Source organism: Neorhizobium sp. DAR64862/K0K3, from assembly GCF_050500185.1.
In the GTDB taxonomy this organism is placed as follows: domain Bacteria; phylum Pseudomonadota; class Alphaproteobacteria; order Rhizobiales; family Rhizobiaceae; genus Neorhizobium; species Neorhizobium soli.
This window is the reverse complement of the sequence record NZ_CP191449.1, coordinates 2,821,785-2,839,418: the sequence shown is the minus strand read 5'-3', so window position 1 is coordinate 2,839,418 and position 17,634 is coordinate 2,821,785. Positions and strand designations below refer to the sequence as shown.

19 protein-coding genes are annotated in these 17,634 nt (G+C 60.5%); 11 read left to right on the top strand and 8 right to left on the bottom strand.

Features of this window, described 5'->3' with window-relative positions:
• Positions 1 to 51: 51 nt before the first annotated feature.
• Both ACQY1L_RS13775 and ACQY1L_RS13770 read right to left on the bottom strand, forming a co-directional pair.
• A complete protein-coding gene (locus ACQY1L_RS13775; protein WP_062454096.1) occupies positions 52 to 666 on the bottom strand; it encodes a transglutaminase-like cysteine peptidase in 615 nt (204 codons plus the stop codon).
• A 135-nt stretch (positions 667 to 801) separates the two neighbouring features.
• Positions 802 to 1,602 (bottom strand): alpha/beta hydrolase, encoded by an 801-nt coding sequence (locus ACQY1L_RS13770; RefSeq protein ID WP_430241266.1) that lies wholly within the window; start codon positions 1,600 to 1,602, stop codon positions 802 to 804.
• Between the two features lie 219 nt (positions 1,603 to 1,821).
• On the opposite strand from ACQY1L_RS13770, the gene infC reads away from it, so the two are divergent.
• The 7 genes from infC to ACQY1L_RS13735 all read left to right on the top strand — a co-directional run bounded on the left by infC (position 1,822) and on the right by ACQY1L_RS13735 (position 8,217).
• On the top strand, positions 1,822 to 2,358 hold the full coding sequence (gene infC, locus ACQY1L_RS13765; protein WP_430243967.1) for a translation initiation factor IF-3: 537 nt from the start codon (positions 1,822 to 1,824) through the stop codon (positions 2,356 to 2,358).
• A 197-nt stretch (positions 2,359 to 2,555) separates the two neighbouring features.
• Positions 2,556 to 2,759, top strand: coding sequence for a 50S ribosomal protein L35 (rpmI, locus tag ACQY1L_RS13760; protein WP_046793986.1), 204 nt, complete (start codon positions 2,556 to 2,558; stop codon positions 2,757 to 2,759).
• A gap of 42 nt (positions 2,760 to 2,801) precedes the next feature.
• A complete protein-coding gene (gene rplT / locus ACQY1L_RS13755) occupies positions 2,802 to 3,206 on the top strand; it encodes a 50S ribosomal protein L20 (RefSeq protein WP_062454093.1) in 405 nt (134 codons plus the stop codon).
• Positions 3,207 to 3,358: 152 nt separating this feature from the next.
• Entirely contained in the window at positions 3,359 to 4,441 is a 1,083-nt protein-coding gene (pheS, locus tag ACQY1L_RS13750; protein ID WP_430241263.1) for a phenylalanine--tRNA ligase subunit alpha, read from the top strand.
• A gap of 94 nt (positions 4,442 to 4,535) precedes the next feature.
• The gene (locus ACQY1L_RS13745) at positions 4,536 to 4,811 is read left to right on the top strand and encodes a DUF2442 domain-containing protein (protein ID WP_430241261.1); all 276 of its coding nucleotides are present in this window, start codon (positions 4,536 to 4,538) and stop codon (positions 4,809 to 4,811) included.
• A gap of 132 nt (positions 4,812 to 4,943) precedes the next feature.
• Positions 4,944 to 7,379 carry a phenylalanine--tRNA ligase subunit beta gene (gene pheT, locus ACQY1L_RS13740; protein WP_430241259.1) on the top strand — a complete coding sequence of 812 codons (2,436 nt, stop codon included), beginning with the start codon at positions 4,944 to 4,946 and terminating at the stop codon, positions 7,377 to 7,379.
• Positions 7,380 to 7,599: 220 nt separating this feature from the next.
• Complete coding sequence (locus tag ACQY1L_RS13735) at positions 7,600 to 8,217, top strand: hypothetical protein (protein ID WP_430241257.1); 618 nt, start codon at positions 7,600 to 7,602, stop codon at positions 8,215 to 8,217.
• Between the two features lie 9 nt (positions 8,218 to 8,226).
• Here ACQY1L_RS13735 and ACQY1L_RS13730 read toward each other — a convergent pair whose 3' ends face one another.
• From ACQY1L_RS13730 to ACQY1L_RS13715, 4 genes are read right to left on the bottom strand one after another with little or no spacing between them, the layout of a single operon-like run.
• Entirely contained in the window at positions 8,227 to 8,586 is a 360-nt protein-coding gene (locus tag ACQY1L_RS13730; RefSeq protein ID WP_062454088.1) for a nuclear transport factor 2 family protein, read from the bottom strand.
• Positions 8,587 to 8,639: 53 nt separating this feature from the next.
• Positions 8,640 to 8,864, bottom strand: coding sequence for a DUF3072 domain-containing protein (locus ACQY1L_RS13725; protein WP_062578736.1), 225 nt, complete (start codon positions 8,862 to 8,864; stop codon positions 8,640 to 8,642).
• A gap of 54 nt (positions 8,865 to 8,918) precedes the next feature.
• A complete protein-coding gene (locus tag ACQY1L_RS13720) occupies positions 8,919 to 9,914 on the bottom strand; it encodes an aldo/keto reductase (protein WP_430241255.1) in 996 nt (331 codons plus the stop codon).
• A gap of 60 nt (positions 9,915 to 9,974) precedes the next feature.
• A complete protein-coding gene (locus tag ACQY1L_RS13715) occupies positions 9,975 to 10,925 on the bottom strand; it encodes an aldo/keto reductase (RefSeq protein WP_430241253.1) in 951 nt (316 codons plus the stop codon).
• Positions 10,926 to 11,115: 190 nt separating this feature from the next.
• On the opposite strand from ACQY1L_RS13715, the gene ACQY1L_RS13710 reads away from it, so the two are divergent.
• Positions 11,116 to 12,102 carry a Gfo/Idh/MocA family protein gene (locus tag ACQY1L_RS13710; protein ID WP_430241251.1) on the top strand — a complete coding sequence of 329 codons (987 nt, stop codon included), beginning with the start codon at positions 11,116 to 11,118 and terminating at the stop codon, positions 12,100 to 12,102.
• A gap of 1 nt (position 12,103) precedes the next feature.
• Here the strand turns inward: ACQY1L_RS13710 and ACQY1L_RS13705 are convergent, their stop codons facing one another.
• A complete protein-coding gene (locus tag ACQY1L_RS13705; RefSeq protein WP_430241249.1) occupies positions 12,104 to 12,484 on the bottom strand; it encodes a GtrA family protein in 381 nt (126 codons plus the stop codon).
• Positions 12,481 to 13,491: a glycosyltransferase gene (locus tag ACQY1L_RS13700; RefSeq protein WP_430241247.1), complete on the bottom strand. Its 1,011-nt coding sequence runs from the start codon at positions 13,489 to 13,491 to the stop codon at positions 12,481 to 12,483. Before ACQY1L_RS13700 ends, ACQY1L_RS13705 begins: the two co-directional genes overlap by 4 nt.
• A 152-nt stretch (positions 13,492 to 13,643) precedes the next feature.
• Here ACQY1L_RS13700 and ACQY1L_RS13695 point away from each other — a divergent pair, with 152 nt between their 5' ends.
• The 3 genes from ACQY1L_RS13695 (at position 13,644) to ACQY1L_RS13685 (ending at position 17,593) form a co-directional block, all read left to right on the top strand.
• Positions 13,644 to 15,449 (top strand): hypothetical protein, encoded by a 1,806-nt coding sequence (locus ACQY1L_RS13695; protein ID WP_430241245.1) that lies wholly within the window; start codon positions 13,644 to 13,646, stop codon positions 15,447 to 15,449.
• Between the two features lie 71 nt (positions 15,450 to 15,520).
• Positions 15,521 to 17,134 (top strand): exodeoxyribonuclease VII large subunit, encoded by a 1,614-nt coding sequence (gene xseA / locus ACQY1L_RS13690; RefSeq protein WP_430241243.1) that lies wholly within the window; start codon positions 15,521 to 15,523, stop codon positions 17,132 to 17,134.
• A gap of 123 nt (positions 17,135 to 17,257) precedes the next feature.
• Complete coding sequence (locus tag ACQY1L_RS13685; RefSeq protein WP_113109354.1) at positions 17,258 to 17,593, top strand: hypothetical protein; 336 nt, start codon at positions 17,258 to 17,260, stop codon at positions 17,591 to 17,593.
• The last annotated feature ends 41 nt before the right edge of the window (positions 17,594 to 17,634 follow it).

The following is a 17,634-nucleotide window of genomic DNA, read 5'->3' as shown; positions in this document are numbered from 1 at the left end:
GGTCTTGTCATTTCTGCTAGATGATGCGGACCGTCGTCTGAACGGATGGCTTTACCGGAGAGCGCCGACGAGAAGATCGCGGCCATTTTCGATGGTGACCCAACGCCCTGCGTTGAACGAAGCCTGGCGCTTCAGGAAAGTGTAATGCGTGGCCGTCCAGGGCAGGACATCGTTATCAAGATTGTCGAGAATGAAATCTCCATCCGCAGTGCGAAGCGTCAGAACGGCGTGACCTTCTCCATCCGGCTTGCGCACGACCGTCATCAGAAGGTCGGAATAACTGAAGCCTGCTTCGGCGAGTTCCTTGCGCTTCTGCAACGCGAAATCCTCGCAGTCGGCGAAGATGGTCGGATAGGTCCAGAACTCTTCCCGACCGTAAGCATCCATGTCGGTCTTGGCGATATAGCGCTCGTTGACTTCCAGGTTGATCCGGCGAACCGTTTGCCAGCTGTCTTCGTTGAGTTTGGGAGCGGGCGCCGACCGGCTCTTCAGAGAACATTCCGCGGGCAGACGCTGGCAGAACTCGAAATGGCCGATCGGTTGCGACGTCACGTCACCGGTCACCATCGATGCAATCGACCGCGGAGCCGGCATTGCGGCGCCCGCAGGCACCAGCGCGCACAAAAGGATCACCGCAAAGCGCCGTACCAGCAAGGCTTTCATCATGACCCGTCCCTTAAAGTCCTAACGAAAAGTTAAGGGCCGAATGGGGGTCAAGTCAATCGTTCAGGTTTTGTTAATCTTCATTAAAACTGCTTTATGGTTAACAATGCTGCATTCTCGCATCAGCCCAAAATTTACTCATTTATTTATTAGGCCCATGATTGCACCCCTCATTTTTTCGATATCCTGAGGCCTGGAAAGGCGGTGATCACCGTCACGTACAAGCGTCAGCGTCACGTCGTCGGCAGGCAGGAATTCCATGAGTTTCAGCGCGTGTTCATAAGGCACGTCGCGGTCGTTCATTCCCTGAAGGATATGCACGGGGCAACCGGTTTCGATAATGCCGGTCAGTACTCGGTTGCGTGCTCCATCCTCAAGCAGGTCGCGGGTGTAGATATCAGGTTCGCTGCTATATTCGGAGGGTTCCTCGACATAGCCGTTGACAGCAAGCGACTGTCGCTGCTCTTCCGTCAGATGCGGCTCGATCAGCTCCCCCGTAAAATCGGGGGCGGGGGCAATCAGCACCATTCCCTCGACTTTGGGTGACCCGACGCGCTTCTTCAGTTCCTGTGCCACACGAAGCGCGATCCAGCCGCCCATCGACGAGCCGACCAGCACTACGCTCTTGGGTTTCGTGTGGTCGAGCACGGCAAGAGCCTCCTCCAGCCAGCGGGAAATCGTGCCGTCGCGAAACGCGCCGCCGGAGACGCCGTGGCCGGAATAGTCGAAGCGGATGCACTCGGTGCCGAGCGTCTCGGCCAGCGCGTCGAGTTCGACGGCTTTGGTGCCCGTCATGTCCGAACGGTAGCCGCCGAGCCAGACGAAAGCCGCATTGTCGTTGGAAGCGGATGCCGGCCTGACGAGGATTGCGATCTCGCGCATTGTCTCTGCGGTGCCAACCGGAATGCGGATAAGGTCTGATGGGGTGGTCGCTGACATGTGGGTCTCCTTGGTATCGCAGCCTCCGATTGCGTCAAACAGAGGCATCCTGAAAGGCGGGCATCTATAAATCACATTGTCAGACGATTGCAGCAGGTGATTTTTCCCCGCGTATATGGTATTGACATCTATCCAGTGATGACGACATTCCGCTTTCGGCTGCAGCCAAGCGAGGAATTGTCGTTGCTGCGTGCTGAAATTATCTAGGAGAACACGACCATTCGCAGACCATTCAAAGCCGATGCCCCCGTCAAGGAAGGCCCGCGCTCAAACCGGGAAATCCGCGTTCCCAAGGTCCAGCTTATCGATGCCGAAGGCTTTAATCTCGGTGCGATACCGACCGACCAGGCCCTCAAGATGGCCGAGGACGCCGGACTCGATCTCGTCGAGATCTCGCCGAACAACGATCCGCCGGTATGCAAGATCCTCGATCTTGGTAAGCTGAAATACGCGAACCAGAAGAAGGCGTCCGAAGCGCGCAAGAAGCAGAAGATCGTCGAAATCAAAGAAATCAAGATGCGCCCGAACATCGACACCCATGACTATGAGGTGAAGATGAAGGCGATGAACCGGTTCTTTGAAGAAGGCGACAAGGTAAAGGTGACGCTGAAGTTCCGTGGCCGCGAAATGGCCCACCAGGAACTCGGCATGAAGCTTCTGCTGCAGGTCAAGGAAGACACTGTCGAAATCGCCAAGGTGGAAGCCGAGCCCAAGCTCGAAGGCCGCCAGATGATGATGGTGCTGGCGCCGAAGTAAGCGCCACGCCAATCGCCCCGTGCCTTTAGAAGGTAAGGGTATCGGCATTGTCACGCCATTCTTCTTATCCCATTGCGCTTTTAATCCTCTGCGGTTATAAGCGCGCGTCCGAACGGTCCGGCAGGGCATGCCGTGGCAGTTCAAAATGCTTGGAATTCGCATCGTCTGCGGTTCCGATACAATTCTGGAGTAGCAAAATGCCCAAGATGAAGACGAAATCGGCTGCCAAGAAGCGATTCAAGGTAACCGCGACCGGTAAGGTCGTTGCCGCCGCTGCTGGCAAGCGCCACGGCATGATCAAGCGTTCCAACAAGTTCATCCGCGATGCACGCGGCACGATGATCCTCGCTGAGCCTGACGGCAAGAAGGTTATCAAGAACTACCTGCCGAACGGTCTCTAAGACTCATTCGACGATTTGGAACAGTTTTAAGGAGATCATGACATGGCACGCGTAAAACGTGGCGTAACTTCCCGCGCCAAGCACACCAAGACACTCAAGGCAGCCAAGGGCTTCTACGGCCGCCGCAAGAATACCATCCGCGCCGCAAAGGCAGCAGTCGATCGTTCGCGTCAGTTCGCAACGCGCGACCGTCGCGTCAAGAAGCGCAACTTCCGCGCTCTCTGGATCCAGCGTATCAACGCCGCTGTGCGCGAATCCGGCCTGACCTACGGCCGCTTCATCGACGGCCTCAACAAGGCTGGCATCGAAGTCGACCGCAAGGTCCTGTCTGACCTGGCAATCCATGAACCTGCAGCATTCGGCGCTCTCGTCGAAGCTTCCAAGACGGCTCTGGCCTACCTCAAGGACGCCGGCACGAAGAACGAGTTTGAAAGCGCGGTCAAGTAACCAGCGCTTCCCAAGCTTGTAGCTGATAGATTTTGGGGAACCCGCGCTGGCAGTGAGCTGGCGCGGGTTTTTCTTTTGTCGGCCTTCATGTTTTGTCTGCCAGCATTCGCATTCGAATCCGCTTCATTGTCCGAGCATCAACGGAACACATCATGTCCGATCTGGAAAATCTGAAAACCTCGCTTCTGGCTGAAATCGAAGGTGCCAGCGATGAGGCGTCGATCGAAGCCGTGCGCGTCAACGCGCTTGGCAAGAAAGGCTCCGTCTCCGAGCTCCTGAAGACACTCGGCGCCATGTCTGCCGAAGAACGCCAGACCCGCGGTGCAGCAATCAACGCGCTGAAGACCGAGGTCACCGAGGCGATCTTGAGCCGCAAGACGATGCTGAAGGACGCAGCGATCGACGCGCGTCTGAAGGCCGAAACGCTCGATGTGTCGCTGCCGGTGCGCTCTTCTCCTGCCGAGCGCGGCCGTATCCATCCCATCAGCCAGATCACCGACGAAATCACCGCGATCTTTGCAGACATGGGCTTCTCGATCGCCGAGGGCTCTGATGTCGAGACCGACTACTATAACTTCACCGCGCTGAATTTCCCCGAAGGCCATCCCGCCCGCGAAATGCACGACACGTTCTTCTTCCAGCCGGATGAAAAGGGTGAGCGCAAGGTGCTGCGCACCCACACCTCGCCGGTCCAGGTTCGCACCATGGAAGCGCAGGACCCGCCGATCCGCATCATCATTCCGGGCAAGACCTACCGCCAGGATTCCGACGCGACCCATTCGCCGATGTTCCACCAGGTCGAAGGCCTCGTGGTCGACAAGAAGGCGCATGTTGGCAATCTGCGCTATGTGCTGGAAGAGTTCTGCAAGACCTTCTTCGAAGTGCCGTCTGTGACGATGCGGTTTCGCCCCTCCTTCTTCCCGTTCACCGAACCGTCGTTCGAAGTCGATATCCAGTGCGACCGTTCAGGCCCGATCGTAAAATTCGGCGAAGGCACCGACTGGATGGAAATCCTTGGCTGCGGCATGGTCCATCCCAATGTGCTGCGCGCCGGCGGGCTCGATCCGGATGAATATCAGGGCTTTGCCTGGGGCATGGGCCTCGATCGTATCGCCATGCTGAAATACGGCATGCCGGACCTTCGCGACTTCTTCAATGCCGACGTGCGCTGGATGAACCACTACGGTTTCCGCCCGCTCGACATGCCGACATTGTTTGGTGGGTTGAGCGCCTAAGGCCATCCCGAGGCCAAGGGGTTCAAGGCGGTCGATCTAAGGCGTATCATGGAGGTCGTCAAAGACCATCACGGGCAGTTTGTGGAGGCATGGGATGAATTCGCCAAGTCTGTATCCTGAGAACGAACAGCCTATCGAGGCTTGGTGCGATCTCCATAGCGTTCATGTCCGGCTGGCGGATGGGCGTGAGGTCATCACCCCACTCTGGTGGTATCCGAGCCTGTATGCGGCAACGCCGGCAGAGCGAAACAACATTGAGCTGATGCTGGCTGGTATCCACTGGCCGGATAACGATGAGGATCTGTCTATCCGCGGAATGCTGGCGGGCTGGACGGCCCCCGGTGCGACGGCTCCGGAAAAGGCAGCGTAGAGTGTGAGCGACCTGCCAACATACCCACAGCGCTATCGATGACGCACGCGGTTATGCGTCACTTCTTTCGAAACTATTTGATGTGGCCCGGGGTCTGCCGGAAAGCCCGCTCGATTTTATAAGGGTGCAGTAATGAAATTCACGCTTTCCTGGCTCAAGGATCACCTTGAAACCGATGCCAATCTCGAGCAGATCTGCGAGCGCCTGACGGCGATCGGGCTGGAAGTCGAGGATGTCGATGACAAGGCAGCTTACAAGCCCTTCGTCATCGCAAAGGTCCTGTCGGCGGAAAAACATCCGGAGGCGGACCGCCTGAAGGTTCTGTCCGTTGATGCCGGTCCGGATGTCAACGGCGGCAAGCCGCTGCAGATCGTCTGCGGCGCGCCGAATGCCCGCGCCGGTCTGGTCGGTGCGCTTGCGCGTCCGGGCGATTACGTTCCGGGTATCGATGTAACGCTTGCCATCGGCAAGATCCGCGGCGTCGAAAGCCACGGCATGATGTGCTCCGAAAAGGAGCTGAACATGTCGGAAGACCATAACGGGATCATCGATCTTCCCGAAGATGCGCCGGTCGGCACCTCGTTCGCCGCCTATGCCGGCCTCGACGATCCGATGATCGAGATCAACCTGACGCCGAACCGTCCAGATTGCACTTCGATCTACGGCATCGCCCGTGATCTTGCCGCATCCGGCCTCGGTACGCTGAAGCCGCGGGTTCAGCCTCAGCTCAATCTCGAAGGCAAGACACCGGTCGGCCTGTCGATCGATCTCGATGACGAAAACCTGTGCCCCGGTTTCGGCCTGCGCCTCGTGCGCGGCGTGAAAAACGGCGCAAGCCCGGCCTGGATGCAGACGCGCCTGAAGGCGATCGGCCTGCGTCCGATCAACGCGCTCGTCGACATCACCAACTACATGACCTTCGACCAGGGCCGGCCGATGCACGTCTTCGATGCAGCCAAGGTGAAGGGCGATCTGGTCGTTCGCCGCGCCAGCGAAGGCGAAACGATCCTGGCGCTCGATACCCGCGAGTACAAGCTTACGCCCAGCAACGTCGTCATCGCCGATGACAACGGCGTGGAATCGATCGGCGGCATCATGGGCGGCGAGCATTCCGGCTGCGACGAGAACACCGTCGATGTTCTGATCGAATCGGCATTGTGGGACCCGATCAACATCGCGAAATCCGGCCGCGCGCTCGGCATCATCACCGATGCCCGCTACCGGTTCGAACGCGGCGTTGATCCAGCCTATATGCTGCCCGGCCTCGACCGCACCACGCAACTGGTGCTGGAACTCTGTGGCGGCACGGCAGCCGAAGCAAAGGTCGTCGGCTACACGGCATATGAGCCGAAGGTCGTCGATTTCCCCTTCGCTGAAGTCAAGCGCCTGACCGGCCTTGAGATCTCGTCCGACGAAAGCCGCCAGATCCTCGATCGCCTCGGCTTCATGGTCGAAGGTTCAGGCGAACGAGTGTCGGTCAAGGTCCCGTCCTGGCGTCCGGATGTCGATGGCAAGGCCGATCTCGTCGAAGAGGTCATGCGCATCCACGGCGTCGATCACATCAAGCCGGAGCCGCTCGAAAGCATCGGCAGCGTCAACGGCAAGATCCTGACCACGTTGCAGATTCGCACTCGCACGGCAAAGCGTGCACTCGCTGCCCGCGGCATGCTGGAAGCGGTCACCTGGTCGTTCATTCCGGAGGCGCAGGCAAAGCTGTTCGGTGGCGGCGCGCCGTCGCTGAAGCTCGCCAACCCGATCGCCGCGGATATGTCGGATATGCGTCCCTCGCTGCTGCCGGGTCTGTTGACCGCTGCCCAGCGCAATGCTGACAAGGGTTTGGGCGATGTGGCGATCTTCGAAGTCTCCGGCACCTACGAGAACGACACGCCGGAAGGCCAGCGTCGCGTTGCCGGCGGTATCCGCCGCGGCACGGCCTCGATCAATGGCGCGGGGCGCCTCTGGTCGAACGGTGCCAAGGGCGGCGGCAAGCCGGTGGATGTCTATGACGCCAAGGCCGATGCGCTGGCCGTGATCGAAGCCTGCGGCTTGCCCATGTCGAACGTGCAGGTCGAACAGGGTGGTCCCGCCTGGTATCATCCGGGCCGCTGCGGCACGATCAAGATGGGTCCGAAGATCGTGCTCGGCACGTTCGGCGAATTCCATCCAAAGACGCTGTCGGCGCTCGATGTTTCAGGCGCGCTGTGCGGCTTCGAGGTCTATCTCGACGCCATGGCCGAGCCGAAGAAGAAGGCGACCCGCACCAAGCCGCCGCTGGAGCTATCGCCGTTCCAGACCGTCAAGCGCGACTTCGCCTTCGTGGTGGAATCGACCGTCGAAGCCGGCGCGATCGTGAAGGCCGCAACCAGTGCCGACCGCAAGCTGATCTCGGGCGTCAACGTGTTCGACGTCTTCGAAGGCGCGTCAGTGGGCGAGGGGAAGAAGTCGGTCGCGATCGAGATCCTGATCCAGCCGGTCGACAAGACACTGACGGACGAGGATTTCGAGGCACTCACCGCCAAGATCGTCGCCAACGTCGTCAAGGTGACCGGCGGCGTGCTGCGCGCCTAACTGGCGCGCTGGTAACGCCATTCCTGTGTCCTGCCGCCATATCCATAGGATGCGGCGCGGACGTCCTGAACATAGATGTAGCTCTCCTCATGCAGATCGAGGAGAGCCGAAAATCCTGCAAAGGCCGCCTGAATAAAGGCGGCCTTTTCGCGTTTGGTATTGGTTTCTTGGGTTTGAAACGGGCGTGGTAACTTCACACGAACCGTTGGGGGAACTTCCGATGCGCAAACCGAATTCCATGAAGGGGCTGGAGGAGCTTGGCAGGGTCAGGCTGTCGGAAAACTTCTTCTTCCGCGATTTCCTGTTTTCCGAGATTGCCGCAGTCTATGGCATGGCCAATGTCCCTGATGATCCTGATCTCGCGATCGAGGCAGGACGGTGTCTCTGTCAGGAGCTGCTGGAACCGCTGCAGGCGACATTCGGCCGGCTGCATGTCCGCTCAGGTTACCGCGCAGCTGAAGTCAACGCCTTCGGCAATGCCCGGGGATTGAACTGCGCCACAAATGCAGCGTCATCTGCCGACCATATCTGGGATCTTCGCGATGCTGATGGCTGCATGGGGGCAACGGCCTGTATCGTGGTCCCATGGCTGATCGACAATGTCAGCGAGGAGGGCGACTGGCGAAAGCTGGCCTGGTGGATCCACGATCACCTTCCCTATGCCTCGCTCTGCTTTTTCCCGAAACTCTGGGCCTTCAATATCCAGTGGCATGAGCGGCCGGTTCGGCGGATCACGAGCTATGCCCGGCCCCGCGGCCTCCTGACAAAGGCCGGAATGGCCAACCATGGCGGCGACCATTCGGAATGGTACCAGGGCTTTCCGAATGTGAGGCGATAGCCAGCGGTGTCAGGAATGCAGGTGGTAAAGCTTGCTGACAATGACCCAGCGACCATTCACCTTCAAAAGAGAGAGGTAGTCGGTGAACCGGAGGCCGGCAAATTCGTCGATGAGTTTGACGCTGGCCGCATCGCCGGCGATATCCAGAGCAATGATCTCGATCAGAGGCTGCGTACCCGCCGGCGCTGGCCCTTCTGAGGCGACCGCTGCGACAAATTCGGCCACCGATAGCCATTCGACCGCATTGTCGTAGTTACCGATGATCGAAGCTTTTGGATGAAACGCTTTGCGGAGCGCGCCTTCGTGCGCAAACGTCATCCCGTCCACGTAAAGATGCACGACCGACTGCACTGCCTGCTCTTCAGACATGACGAGGCCCTCCCCAGGCTCTACGATAGCAGAACCCGGGGAAGGCTAGACACTCACATTTTCATCTTCTCGCGCAGCGCATCGATGCGCTTGGAGGCTTCGGCCTTGGACAGATCTTCGGCGAAAGCGTCGGGATCCTTCGCCTGCTCGCTGAGGGTCTTGAGATAGGAGCCCTGCGCGCCGGTCATCGGCTCGTCACCGGTGACCCAGTCATCCGGGTCCTTCTCGGTGTTCGATGCGGGATCCGGGTCAGTCTTCGGGTTATGTATGTCGCTCATAGTTTCCTCACCGTTTGGATGTTCCTTAAACGTTCTCGGTGAAACGAAGTTCCATCAGCGGCGCGGTGTCCATGCCGCCTGTCCGCCGTAACGCGCACCGGCGATCTTGTCGGGAGACAGCATGTCGTCGAGGCGCTTCACGTCGTCGGCGGTCAGCACGACGTCGGCCGCTCCGGCATTCTGCTCCAGATTGGGGATTTTGCGCGCGCCGGGAATGGGCACGATGAAGTCGCCTTTGGCGAGTACCCAGGCAAGAGCAAGCTGCGCCGCCGTGATGCCCTTTTCCGACGCCATCTGTTCGACAAGCCGGACCAGCGCCAGGTTCGCCTCCATATTCTCAGCCTCGAAGCGCGGCATGGTGCGGCGCAGATCACCTTCGCCAAATTCCGACGTGTTCTGGATCTTGCCGGTCAGGAAGCCGCGGCCGAGCGGGCTGAACGGCACAAAGCCGATTCCCAGCTCGCGGCAGGTATCGAGCACGTCGCCCTCGGGATCGCGGGTCCAGAGAGAGTATTCGCTTTGCAGCGCCGCAATCGGGTGCACGGCATGGGCGCGCCGGATGATGTCAGGGCTTGCCTCCGAAAGCCCGAGCGCGCGCACCTTGCCTTGTGTCACCAGCTCCGCCATCGCCCCGACCGTCTCCTCGATCGGAACGTCAGGATCGACGCGGTGCTGGTAGAAGAGATCGATGACGTCGATGCCGAGGCGTTTCAGCGACGCTTCGGCAACCGCGCGCACCTGCTCCGGCCGGCTGTCGAGACCGGACATTGCGCTCGAGTCCTTTTTAGTGGGATCGATCTTGAAGCCGAACTTGGTGGCGATCACCACCTTGCCGCGGAACGGCTTCAACGCCTTGCCGACCAGCTCCTCGTTTATGTAGGGACCATAGACTTCGGCCGTGTCGAAGAAATTGACACCGATCTCGACGGCGCGGTGGAGCGTCCTGATCGACGTTGCTTCATCCTGCCCGCCATAGGCATGGCTCATGCCCATGCAGCCAAGGCCAATCGCCGAGACCGTCAGTTCAGTTCCAAGCTTGCGTGTCTGCACGGGGATTCTCCAGGTTGGGCTTTGAGGAGGGTCCGGCGGGAGGTCCGCCGGAGGGATAGATCAGGCGCCGGCCTCGTTGAGCAGCGCCATCTGCGCGTCGGTGAGCGTGAGTCTGCCGGCCGCAAGGATCGCCTCGAGCTGGTTCAGGCTGGTCGCGCTGGCGATCGGCGCGGTAATGCCCGGCCGCGCGGCAACCCAGGCAATCGAAATCGCAGCCAGGCTTTCGCCGGTTTCCGCGGCCACCTCGTCGAGTGCTGCAAGCACCTTCAGGCCCCGGTCGTTGATATAGTCGGGCATGCGGTTGCCGCGCGTCTTGCCCTCGGCATCTTCGGCCTTACGATACTTGCCGGTCAGGAAGCCAGCTGCCAGCGCGTAGTAGCTGATGACGCCGATGTCTTCGGCGATGCAAAGGTCCGCAAGCGGGCCTTCGAACTTGTTGCGGGTGTAGAGATTGTATTCCGGCTGCAGCACGTCGTAACGGGGTAGGCCGTTTCTGTCCGCAGCGTCGAGCGAGGTCTGCAACTGTTCCGCACTGAAGTTCGAACAGCCGATCGAGCGCACCTTGCCTGCATCCTTCAGCTTCGCAAGCGCGCCAAGCGTCTCTTCGTGCGGTGTGTCGTCATCGGGAAAATGCGAGAGGTAGAGGTCGATATAGTCGGTCTGTAACCGCTGCAGGGATTTCTCGACGGCTTCCACCACCCACTTTGCCTTCAGCCTCTTGTCGTCGCCCATGGTGGGGTAACCGAACTTCGTGACGATGACAGCCTTGTCGCGGGCCACCGTGCCGCGCTTCAGCCAGTTGCCGATCACGGTCTCGCTCTCCCCACCCTGATGGCCCGGCGCCCATGCGGAATAGACATCGGCCGTGTCGATCGTGTTGAAGCCGGCCTCGAAGAACGCGTCCAGCATCTCGAAAGAAGTCTTTTCGTCCGCGGTCCAGCCGAACACGTTGCCGCCGAAAACGACGGGCGAGATGGAAAGTCCGGTACGGCCGAGCAAGCGCATGTCCATGATGGTCTCCAGATAGATGACGTGGGGAAGCGATAGTGGTGAAGGATGAAACTATGCTGATTGGATCGACTGTCAAACCGACAAGCGGGCACAAGGTTTCAGCACTGCCAACAACGACAGTTGCCCGCCCGACCAAGCGGCCCTAGGTTAGCCTCCCAATGACTGTCTGTGAATGTGTGGAGGCACTGCTATGTTGCGTTTTGGAATCCTGTCGACGGCGAAAATCGGACGGGACGCTGTCGTTCCCGCACTGCTAGACGCCGAAAACTGCGTGGTCAGCGCCGTTGCCAGCCGTGACATTGCCAAGGCGCGCGCATTTGCGGACCGGTTCGGCGTGCCGCATGCGTTCGGTTCCTATGACGAGATGCTGGCGTCGGACACGATCGATGCCGTCTATATCCCACTGCCGACCAGCCAGCATGTGGAATGGTCGATCAAGGCGGCCGAGGCCGGCAAGCATGTTCTCTGCGAAAAGCCGATCGCGCTGAAGGCGAGCGAGATCGAGCGACTGATCGCGGCAAGGGATGACAACAGCGTCCTGATTTCCGAAGCCTTCATGGTCACCTATGCGCCCGTCTGGCACAAAGTGCGCGACCTTCTGAAGGAGGGCGCGATCGGCGACCTCAAGCATGTCCAGGGCGCCTTCAGCTATTTCAACCGCGATCCGGATAACATGCGCAACATCCCGGAACTCGGCGGCGGCGCGCTGCCGGATATCGGCGTCTACCCGACCATTGCGACGCGCTTTGCGACCGGCCTAGAACCTCTACGCGTCCAGGCCACGGTAGTGCGCGATCCGGACTTCGGCACGGATATCTATGCAAGCGTCAAGGCGGCGTTCGAGACATTTGAAATGAGCTTCTACATCTCGACCCAGATGGCGGGTCGCCAGCTCATGGTGTTCCACGGCACAGAGGGCACGATCGAGGTCAAGTCTCCGTTCAATGCGGATCGCTGGGGCGCCGAAGAGATCGAACTCACCAACCAGAAGCACAACGTCTCGCAGATCTTCCGTTTCCCCGACAGCCGCCAGTATCGCCGGCAGGCAGAAGCCTTTGCCAAGGCAGCCATGGGCGAGGCGGCGGACATCGTGACGCTCGAGAACTCGCTTCTCAACCAGCGCTTCATCGATGCGATCTACCGCGCCGGAGAGACCGACGGCTGGGAGACGGTCTGACCTAGTTCTTGTGGCGGAAGACGAAGCGGGAATACCCGAAATAGCTGTAGGCCGTTGCTGCAGCCGAGGCGAACACGATCGCCGCAATCGGCTGCAGGAACGGCGCCCGCCACATCAGCAGGGAATAGACGGCATAATTGATACAGGCCGAGGTGATGCCCACGGCCCAGTATCGAAAACCCTCCTGCGCAAGCGAGTGCGGCGATGGCTCGAACGTGCGGCTGCGGTTGATCAGCCAGGTAAAGCTCATCGCGGCCATGATCGCAGGGATACGGGCCGCAAACGGACCGAACCCGGCAACCGCGATGAGAAAATACGTCAGTCCAGCATCGATAACGAAGCCGCAGCCGCCCGCGGCCAGGAACCAGAAAAGTCGCTTCATGCGGCGCTCTTGGCGTCCTTGGCAGTCTTGCGGCGGCCACCAGCAGATTTCTGCAGATGGATGGGTGCATGGACGCGTTGCGGCATGCTCATATAGTGGATGCGCAACTGCTCGGACCGTGCCCGCGATAGGGAATCGAGGATGAGCCCGGCCGTGAACACCAGAAACGAGATCAGCATCAGCACCAGCGAGAAGACCCAGGTCGGCATCCGCTCGACCAGGCCCGTCTCGAAATACTCGACCAGCACCGGCGCCATGAAGGCGAGGCTTGCCGCCATGAAGGCAGCGCTGATCGTGCCGAAGAATGCGAAGGGCCGTGTTTCCTTCATCAGCATTGCAAACATCCAGAGTATCTTCGCGCCATCGCGGAAGGTCGAAAGCTTGGAATGCGATCCTTCCGGACGCCGTCCGTAATCCAGCTCAATCTCGCATATCGGCAGTTTCAGACGCGATGCATGCACCGACATTTCCGTCTCGATCTCGAACCCGCCTGATACGGCCGGAAAGCTTTTGACGAAGCGACGCGAGAAGGCGCGGTAACCGGAAAAGATATCGGTGAAGTCGCGTCCGAAGATCGTCCGGTAGAGAATGTTGAACAGCCGATTGCCGGTCGCATGGCCCTGGCGTCCGGCATCCGCATGAACGCCGCGGCGGGTGCCGACAACCATGTCGGCGCGCTCGGTCAGTAGCGTGCGGATCAGCTCTTCCGCGTCTTTTGGAGAATAGGTGCCGTCACCATCCGCCATCAGATAGATGTCGGCGTCGATATCGGCAAACATGCGGCGCACCACATGGCCTTTGCCCTGGCGCCGTTCGCGCATCACCTCGGCGCCGGCCAGCATTGCTTTCAGCGCGGTGCCGTCGGTCGAATTGTTGTCGTAGACGTAGATGTGCGCATCCGGCAGGGCCTGCCGGAAGCCATTTACCACCGCTTCGATCGTCGATGCTTCGTTGTAGCAGGGCAGAAGAACGGCGATCTTCAGATCACCCGTCAGGGCATCGGTCATGGTTTTCACTCGATACAAAGAAGACCGCAGACGGCACACGCCGCTTCATCGCTTTACTATTTCTTGGGAAGGTTAAGGCTAGGTTTCGGGCTGGAATATTTCGGGGCGAAAATGTGAAAGCCCCGGAAATCATGGTCGGAGGTGGGGAAGACATGCAGGTCGTTAGCGGGCGCGGTGCGATATCGTCGAGGCTTGCGCCCGTGGTGATGATCTACTGGCTTGCAATCTCGATCATGGCACTGGTCATCAAGCTGCCCACCGCCACCGATCTGATCGGTGCCGACAACGACGACATCATGCGGCTGGTTGAAGTCCGCGATCTCCTCGGCGGTCAGGGCTGGTTCGACATGATGCAGTACCGGCTCGGTCTTGCCGATGGCACGCTCATGCACTGGTCGCGACTGGTCGATTTGCCGATTGCAGCAACGATCAAATTCCTCTCGCTATTCATGGCGATGCCGCTGGCCGAAGGTGTCGCGGCGACGGTCTGGCCGCTTCTCGTCTCGCTCCTCCTGTTCGTCCCGCTCGGCCTTGCCGGCCGCCGCATCGGCGGCGTGGTCACCATGCATCTGGCGATCGGCATCGGCGCGATCTTCGTCTTCACCAACATCAAGTTCCAGCCGGGCGCGCTCGATCACCATAACGTCCAACTGGCGCTTGCCATGTGGGTCACAGCCATGCTGGTCGATCCGCAGTATAGCCGGTCAAGCTATGCCGTCGCCGGCATTGCGGCGGCGCTGGCGATCGCCGTCGGTGCCGAAACGGTCCCTTTCGTCGCTGCCGCCTGCATCTGCGTCGTGCTGCACTGGGCCTGGCACGGCAGGTCGTTCGCCGGGGCCGCCAAAGCGTTCGGCCTCTGCCTCACGCTTGCGATCTCCGCCGCCTTTTTCGCCACCGTGCCGCCCTATCGCTATGCGGTCGTCACCTGCGATAATCTTTCCTTCGGCTTTTATTCGCTGACGGCAATCGGTGGCGCCGGCCTGTTCATTCTGGCAAGCCTGCCCTTGCCCGATAAACGGTTGCTGCGTTTCGGCATGCTGGCGGTCGCCGGCGTCGCCCTTCTTGCCGCAGCCCGCGCAATTGCGCCGGAATGCCTCGGCAATCCGCTGGCAAACCTTGATCCGCTGCTTGTCGAACTCTGGCTGAACGGCGTATCCGAGGCACGCTCGATCGTGGCTGAAATGCGCGACACGCCCGAACTCGTCGGCGGCTTCTATGCCGTGGGCCTTTTCGCCATCCTCGTCTGCCTTGCCCGCATCGCGTGCCGCAGCAAGGTCGAAACCCACGTCGTGCTTCTCGTTCTGCTCCTCGTTTCCTTCGCTGTCGCGGCCATTCAGGTGCGCGGAACGATCTTCTCCAACCTCCTCAGCATCCTGCCGCTGTCTCTGCTGATTGCCGATATCCGCGTCCGTGCCAATGCGGACCGCAACAATCCATCCCTTGCTGCAGCCTATATCGTCACGGTCCTTGCTTCCGTCCCGGTCGTCTGGGGCGTGGCCGGCATTCTCATCAAAGAGGGCGTCGGCTCCGTCGACCTCAATATCCTCTCCACCGATAACGCAGGTGAAGAAGGAGAATGCGGCGGGCCGCAGACATGGTCCGCGCTGAATGCCCTTCCGGTCGGCGTTATCGCTTCTCCCTCCAACAGCGGCGCGGAGATCATTCGCTTCACGCGACATCGTGCATTGTCCGCGCCCTATCATCGCAATCAGGGCGGCATGCTGACCGAACTGCATATCGGCCTCGCGCAACCTGATGAAGCCAAGGCCTTTATCGATGGTGCCGGTGTCACGGCTCTCACCTTCTGCAAGAGCGATCCGCAGACCGAGCGTCTGATCGCCATGAAACCAGACGGCCTCTATGCCGCGCTCGCCCGGAGTGACGTCCCGCCATACCTGCAGCCTGTGGCCACCGGTCCGCTGGATGGGTTCATAATCTACCGGGTCGTGAGAGACTAGGGCGAGATTAAGCGTCGGATGATCCGGAAAGACGGATGAAATCGGCGCAGCCTTCGGTTAGAACAAAGGGCATGACGAGCCCTATCGCCCAAGAATCGCCGACGAACCTCACCGAATTTTCCGTGTCGGAGCTTTCCGGCTCGATCAAGCGCACGATGGAAAATGCGTTCGATCATGTGCGGGTGAGGGGAGAGATTTCCGGTTATCGCGGTCCGCACTCTTCCGGTCATGCCTATTTCTCGCTGAAGGACGACCGCTCGCGCATTGATGCGGTCATCTGGAAGGGCACCTTCTCGCGCCTGCGGTTCCGGCCGGAAGAAGGCATGGAAGTGATCGCGACCGGCAAGATCACCACATTTCCAGGCTCGTCGAAATATCAGATCGTCATCGAAAACCTCGAGCCGGCAGGCGCCGGCGCGCTCATGGCGCTGCTTGAGGAGCGCCGCCGCAAGCTCGGTGCCGAAGGCCTGTTCGATCAGGACCGCAAGCAGCCCCTGCCTTATCTGCCGCGTGTCATCGGCGTGGTGACCTCGCCAACCGGCGCCGTCATCCGCGATATCCTGCACCGCATTTCCGATCGCTTTCCCGTCCATGTGGTCCTATGGCCCGTCAAGGTTCAGGGCGAGGGGTCCGGCGAGGAAGTCGCCGCTGCCATCCGCGGGTTCAACGCGCTCGGGCCAGGTGACGCCATCCGAAGACCAGATGTGCTGATCGTCGGCCGCGGTGGCGGCAGTCTGGAAGATCTCTGGAGCTTCAACGACGAGATCGTCGTGCGCGCTGCAGCCGAAAGCCGGATACCGCTGATCTCGGCCGTGGGCCACGAGACCGACTGGACGCTCCTCGATCACGCCGCCGATGTTCGCGCACCGACGCCGACAGGCGCCGCCGAAATGGCTGTTCCCGTGAAGGCGGATCTCGAAGCTCAGCTCGCCAGCCTGGCCGCCCGGCTGCGGGGCTGCGCAGCGCGCCAGATGGACCACCGCAAACAGTCGCTGCGGGCGCTCGTCCGCGCGCTTCCGTCGCTCGACCAGCTGCTGGCACTTCCGCGCCGAAGGTTCGATGAAGCCGCGGCTGGCCTCGGCCGCGGGCTGGAGCGCACGACGGTCGTCAAGCGCCGCGCGTTCGAGCGTGTCTCGTCCGGTCTGCGCCTCGATCTCCTGACGGGCAGGCTCCAGCAACAACGCCAGGCTTTGAACGACCGGCTGCTACGGGCCGATCGTTGCCTGGAGAGAAGAGCGTTGAGCGAACGCGGGCGTCTGTCGCGTTTCGAAGCGTCGCTGAAGTCGCTGCCCGCGCGGCTGCTCGGCCAGATCCAGCGCGAGCGTCAACATCTCGTATCGTTCGGGCGCCATGCCGATACCGCTATGTCGCACACGCTCGCGCGCAGCCGTTCGGCCATCTCGGCGCAGGATCGCGTCCTGCAGTCGCTCTCCTACAAGAACGTCCTGCAACGCGGTTTTGCGGTCATTCGAGATGAGAACAACCACCCCCTGACACGGGCCGCTGGCATCGGCGAGGGAAGGGCGATTTCCGTGGAATTTGCCGACGGTCGTATCTCAGCCGTCACGGGCGGCGAGGCACCAACCGAAGATCCGTCATCTGCCGCACGGCCGTCTCAGCCGAAAAAGAAGCTGCCGAAACCGGAAGGTGCCGACCAGCCTGCCAAGCAGGGCACGCTGTTCTAACCCTTGGGCGGCAGCCCATTCAAATCCCCGCCAAGACTTCCTATCTTCTCCACGAAGAGACCTCTCTGGAACACGGCGTTGCAAGCTGCGTTTCCTCGGCAGTTGCAAACGGAGACCATGGCCATGAAAAAAGCATTCGCGACCTCGTTGCTGATCCTCTCGGCGGCAGCTTTCGGCACGCCGGCACTGGCCGGCCAGACGAGGGCATCGGAGATCATCTTCGGCAAGGCCTATGACGACAACGTCATCGCCATCCAGTCCGGTTCGCTCACCAGCCGCAAGGATGGGTTTTCCGAGTGGTCGGGCTCCGGCAACGATCTGATCATGCGCCGGGCCCAGGCGGAAGTCAGTGCCGATAGCAGCCTGATGCGCTCGCTCGAAGCCCGCGGCATTGCCATCCACAACGTCCTGTCGGTGGAAACCGCTGCCAACGGCGGCAAGGTCGTCTATTACCGTTGATAGTGGCAAAGGCCCGGCAAATCCGGGCCTCGCGTCTCGTG

What these genes read in the sequence shown, in the direction of transcription:
- ACQY1L_RS13725 (WP_062578736.1), bottom strand. Translation starts at nt 8,864, where the DNA reads ATGAGCGACATACATAACCCGAAGACTGACCCGGATCCCGCATCGAAC.
- ACQY1L_RS13710 (WP_430241251.1), top strand. Translation starts at nt 11,116, where the DNA reads ATGTTGCGTTTTGGAATCCTGTCGACGGCGAAAATCGGACGGGACGCT.
- ACQY1L_RS13745 (WP_430241261.1), top strand. Translation starts at nt 4,536, where the DNA reads ATGAATTCGCCAAGTCTGTATCCTGAGAACGAACAGCCTATCGAGGCT.
- ACQY1L_RS13695 (WP_430241245.1), top strand. Translation starts at nt 13,644, where the DNA reads ATGCAGGTCGTTAGCGGGCGCGGTGCGATATCGTCGAGGCTTGCGCCC.
- ACQY1L_RS13715 (WP_430241253.1), bottom strand. Translation starts at nt 10,925, where the DNA reads ATGGACATGCGCTTGCTCGGCCGTACCGGACTTTCCATCTCGCCCGTC.
- rpmI (WP_046793986.1), top strand. Translation starts at nt 2,556, where the DNA reads ATGCCCAAGATGAAGACGAAATCGGCTGCCAAGAAGCGATTCAAGGTA.
- ACQY1L_RS13770 (WP_430241266.1), bottom strand. Translation starts at nt 1,602, where the DNA reads ATGTCAGCGACCACCCCATCAGACCTTATCCGCATTCCGGTTGGCACC.
- ACQY1L_RS13700 (WP_430241247.1), bottom strand. Translation starts at nt 13,491, where the DNA reads ATGACCGATGCCCTGACGGGTGATCTGAAGATCGCCGTTCTTCTGCCC.
- ACQY1L_RS13685 (WP_113109354.1), top strand. Translation starts at nt 17,258, where the DNA reads ATGAAAAAAGCATTCGCGACCTCGTTGCTGATCCTCTCGGCGGCAGCT.
- rplT (WP_062454093.1), top strand. Translation starts at nt 2,802, where the DNA reads ATGGCACGCGTAAAACGTGGCGTAACTTCCCGCGCCAAGCACACCAAG.
- ACQY1L_RS13730 (WP_062454088.1), bottom strand. Translation starts at nt 8,586, where the DNA reads ATGTCTGAAGAGCAGGCAGTGCAGTCGGTCGTGCATCTTTACGTGGAC.
- ACQY1L_RS13705 (WP_430241249.1), bottom strand. Translation starts at nt 12,484, where the DNA reads ATGAAGCGACTTTTCTGGTTCCTGGCCGCGGGCGGCTGCGGCTTCGTT.
- ACQY1L_RS13735 (WP_430241257.1), top strand. Translation starts at nt 7,600, where the DNA reads ATGCGCAAACCGAATTCCATGAAGGGGCTGGAGGAGCTTGGCAGGGTC.
- pheS (WP_430241263.1), top strand. Translation starts at nt 3,359, where the DNA reads ATGTCCGATCTGGAAAATCTGAAAACCTCGCTTCTGGCTGAAATCGAA.
- ACQY1L_RS13775 (WP_062454096.1), bottom strand. Translation starts at nt 666, where the DNA reads ATGATGAAAGCCTTGCTGGTACGGCGCTTTGCGGTGATCCTTTTGTGC.
- pheT (WP_430241259.1), top strand. Translation starts at nt 4,944, where the DNA reads ATGAAATTCACGCTTTCCTGGCTCAAGGATCACCTTGAAACCGATGCC.
- xseA (WP_430241243.1), top strand. Translation starts at nt 15,521, where the DNA reads ATGACGAGCCCTATCGCCCAAGAATCGCCGACGAACCTCACCGAATTT.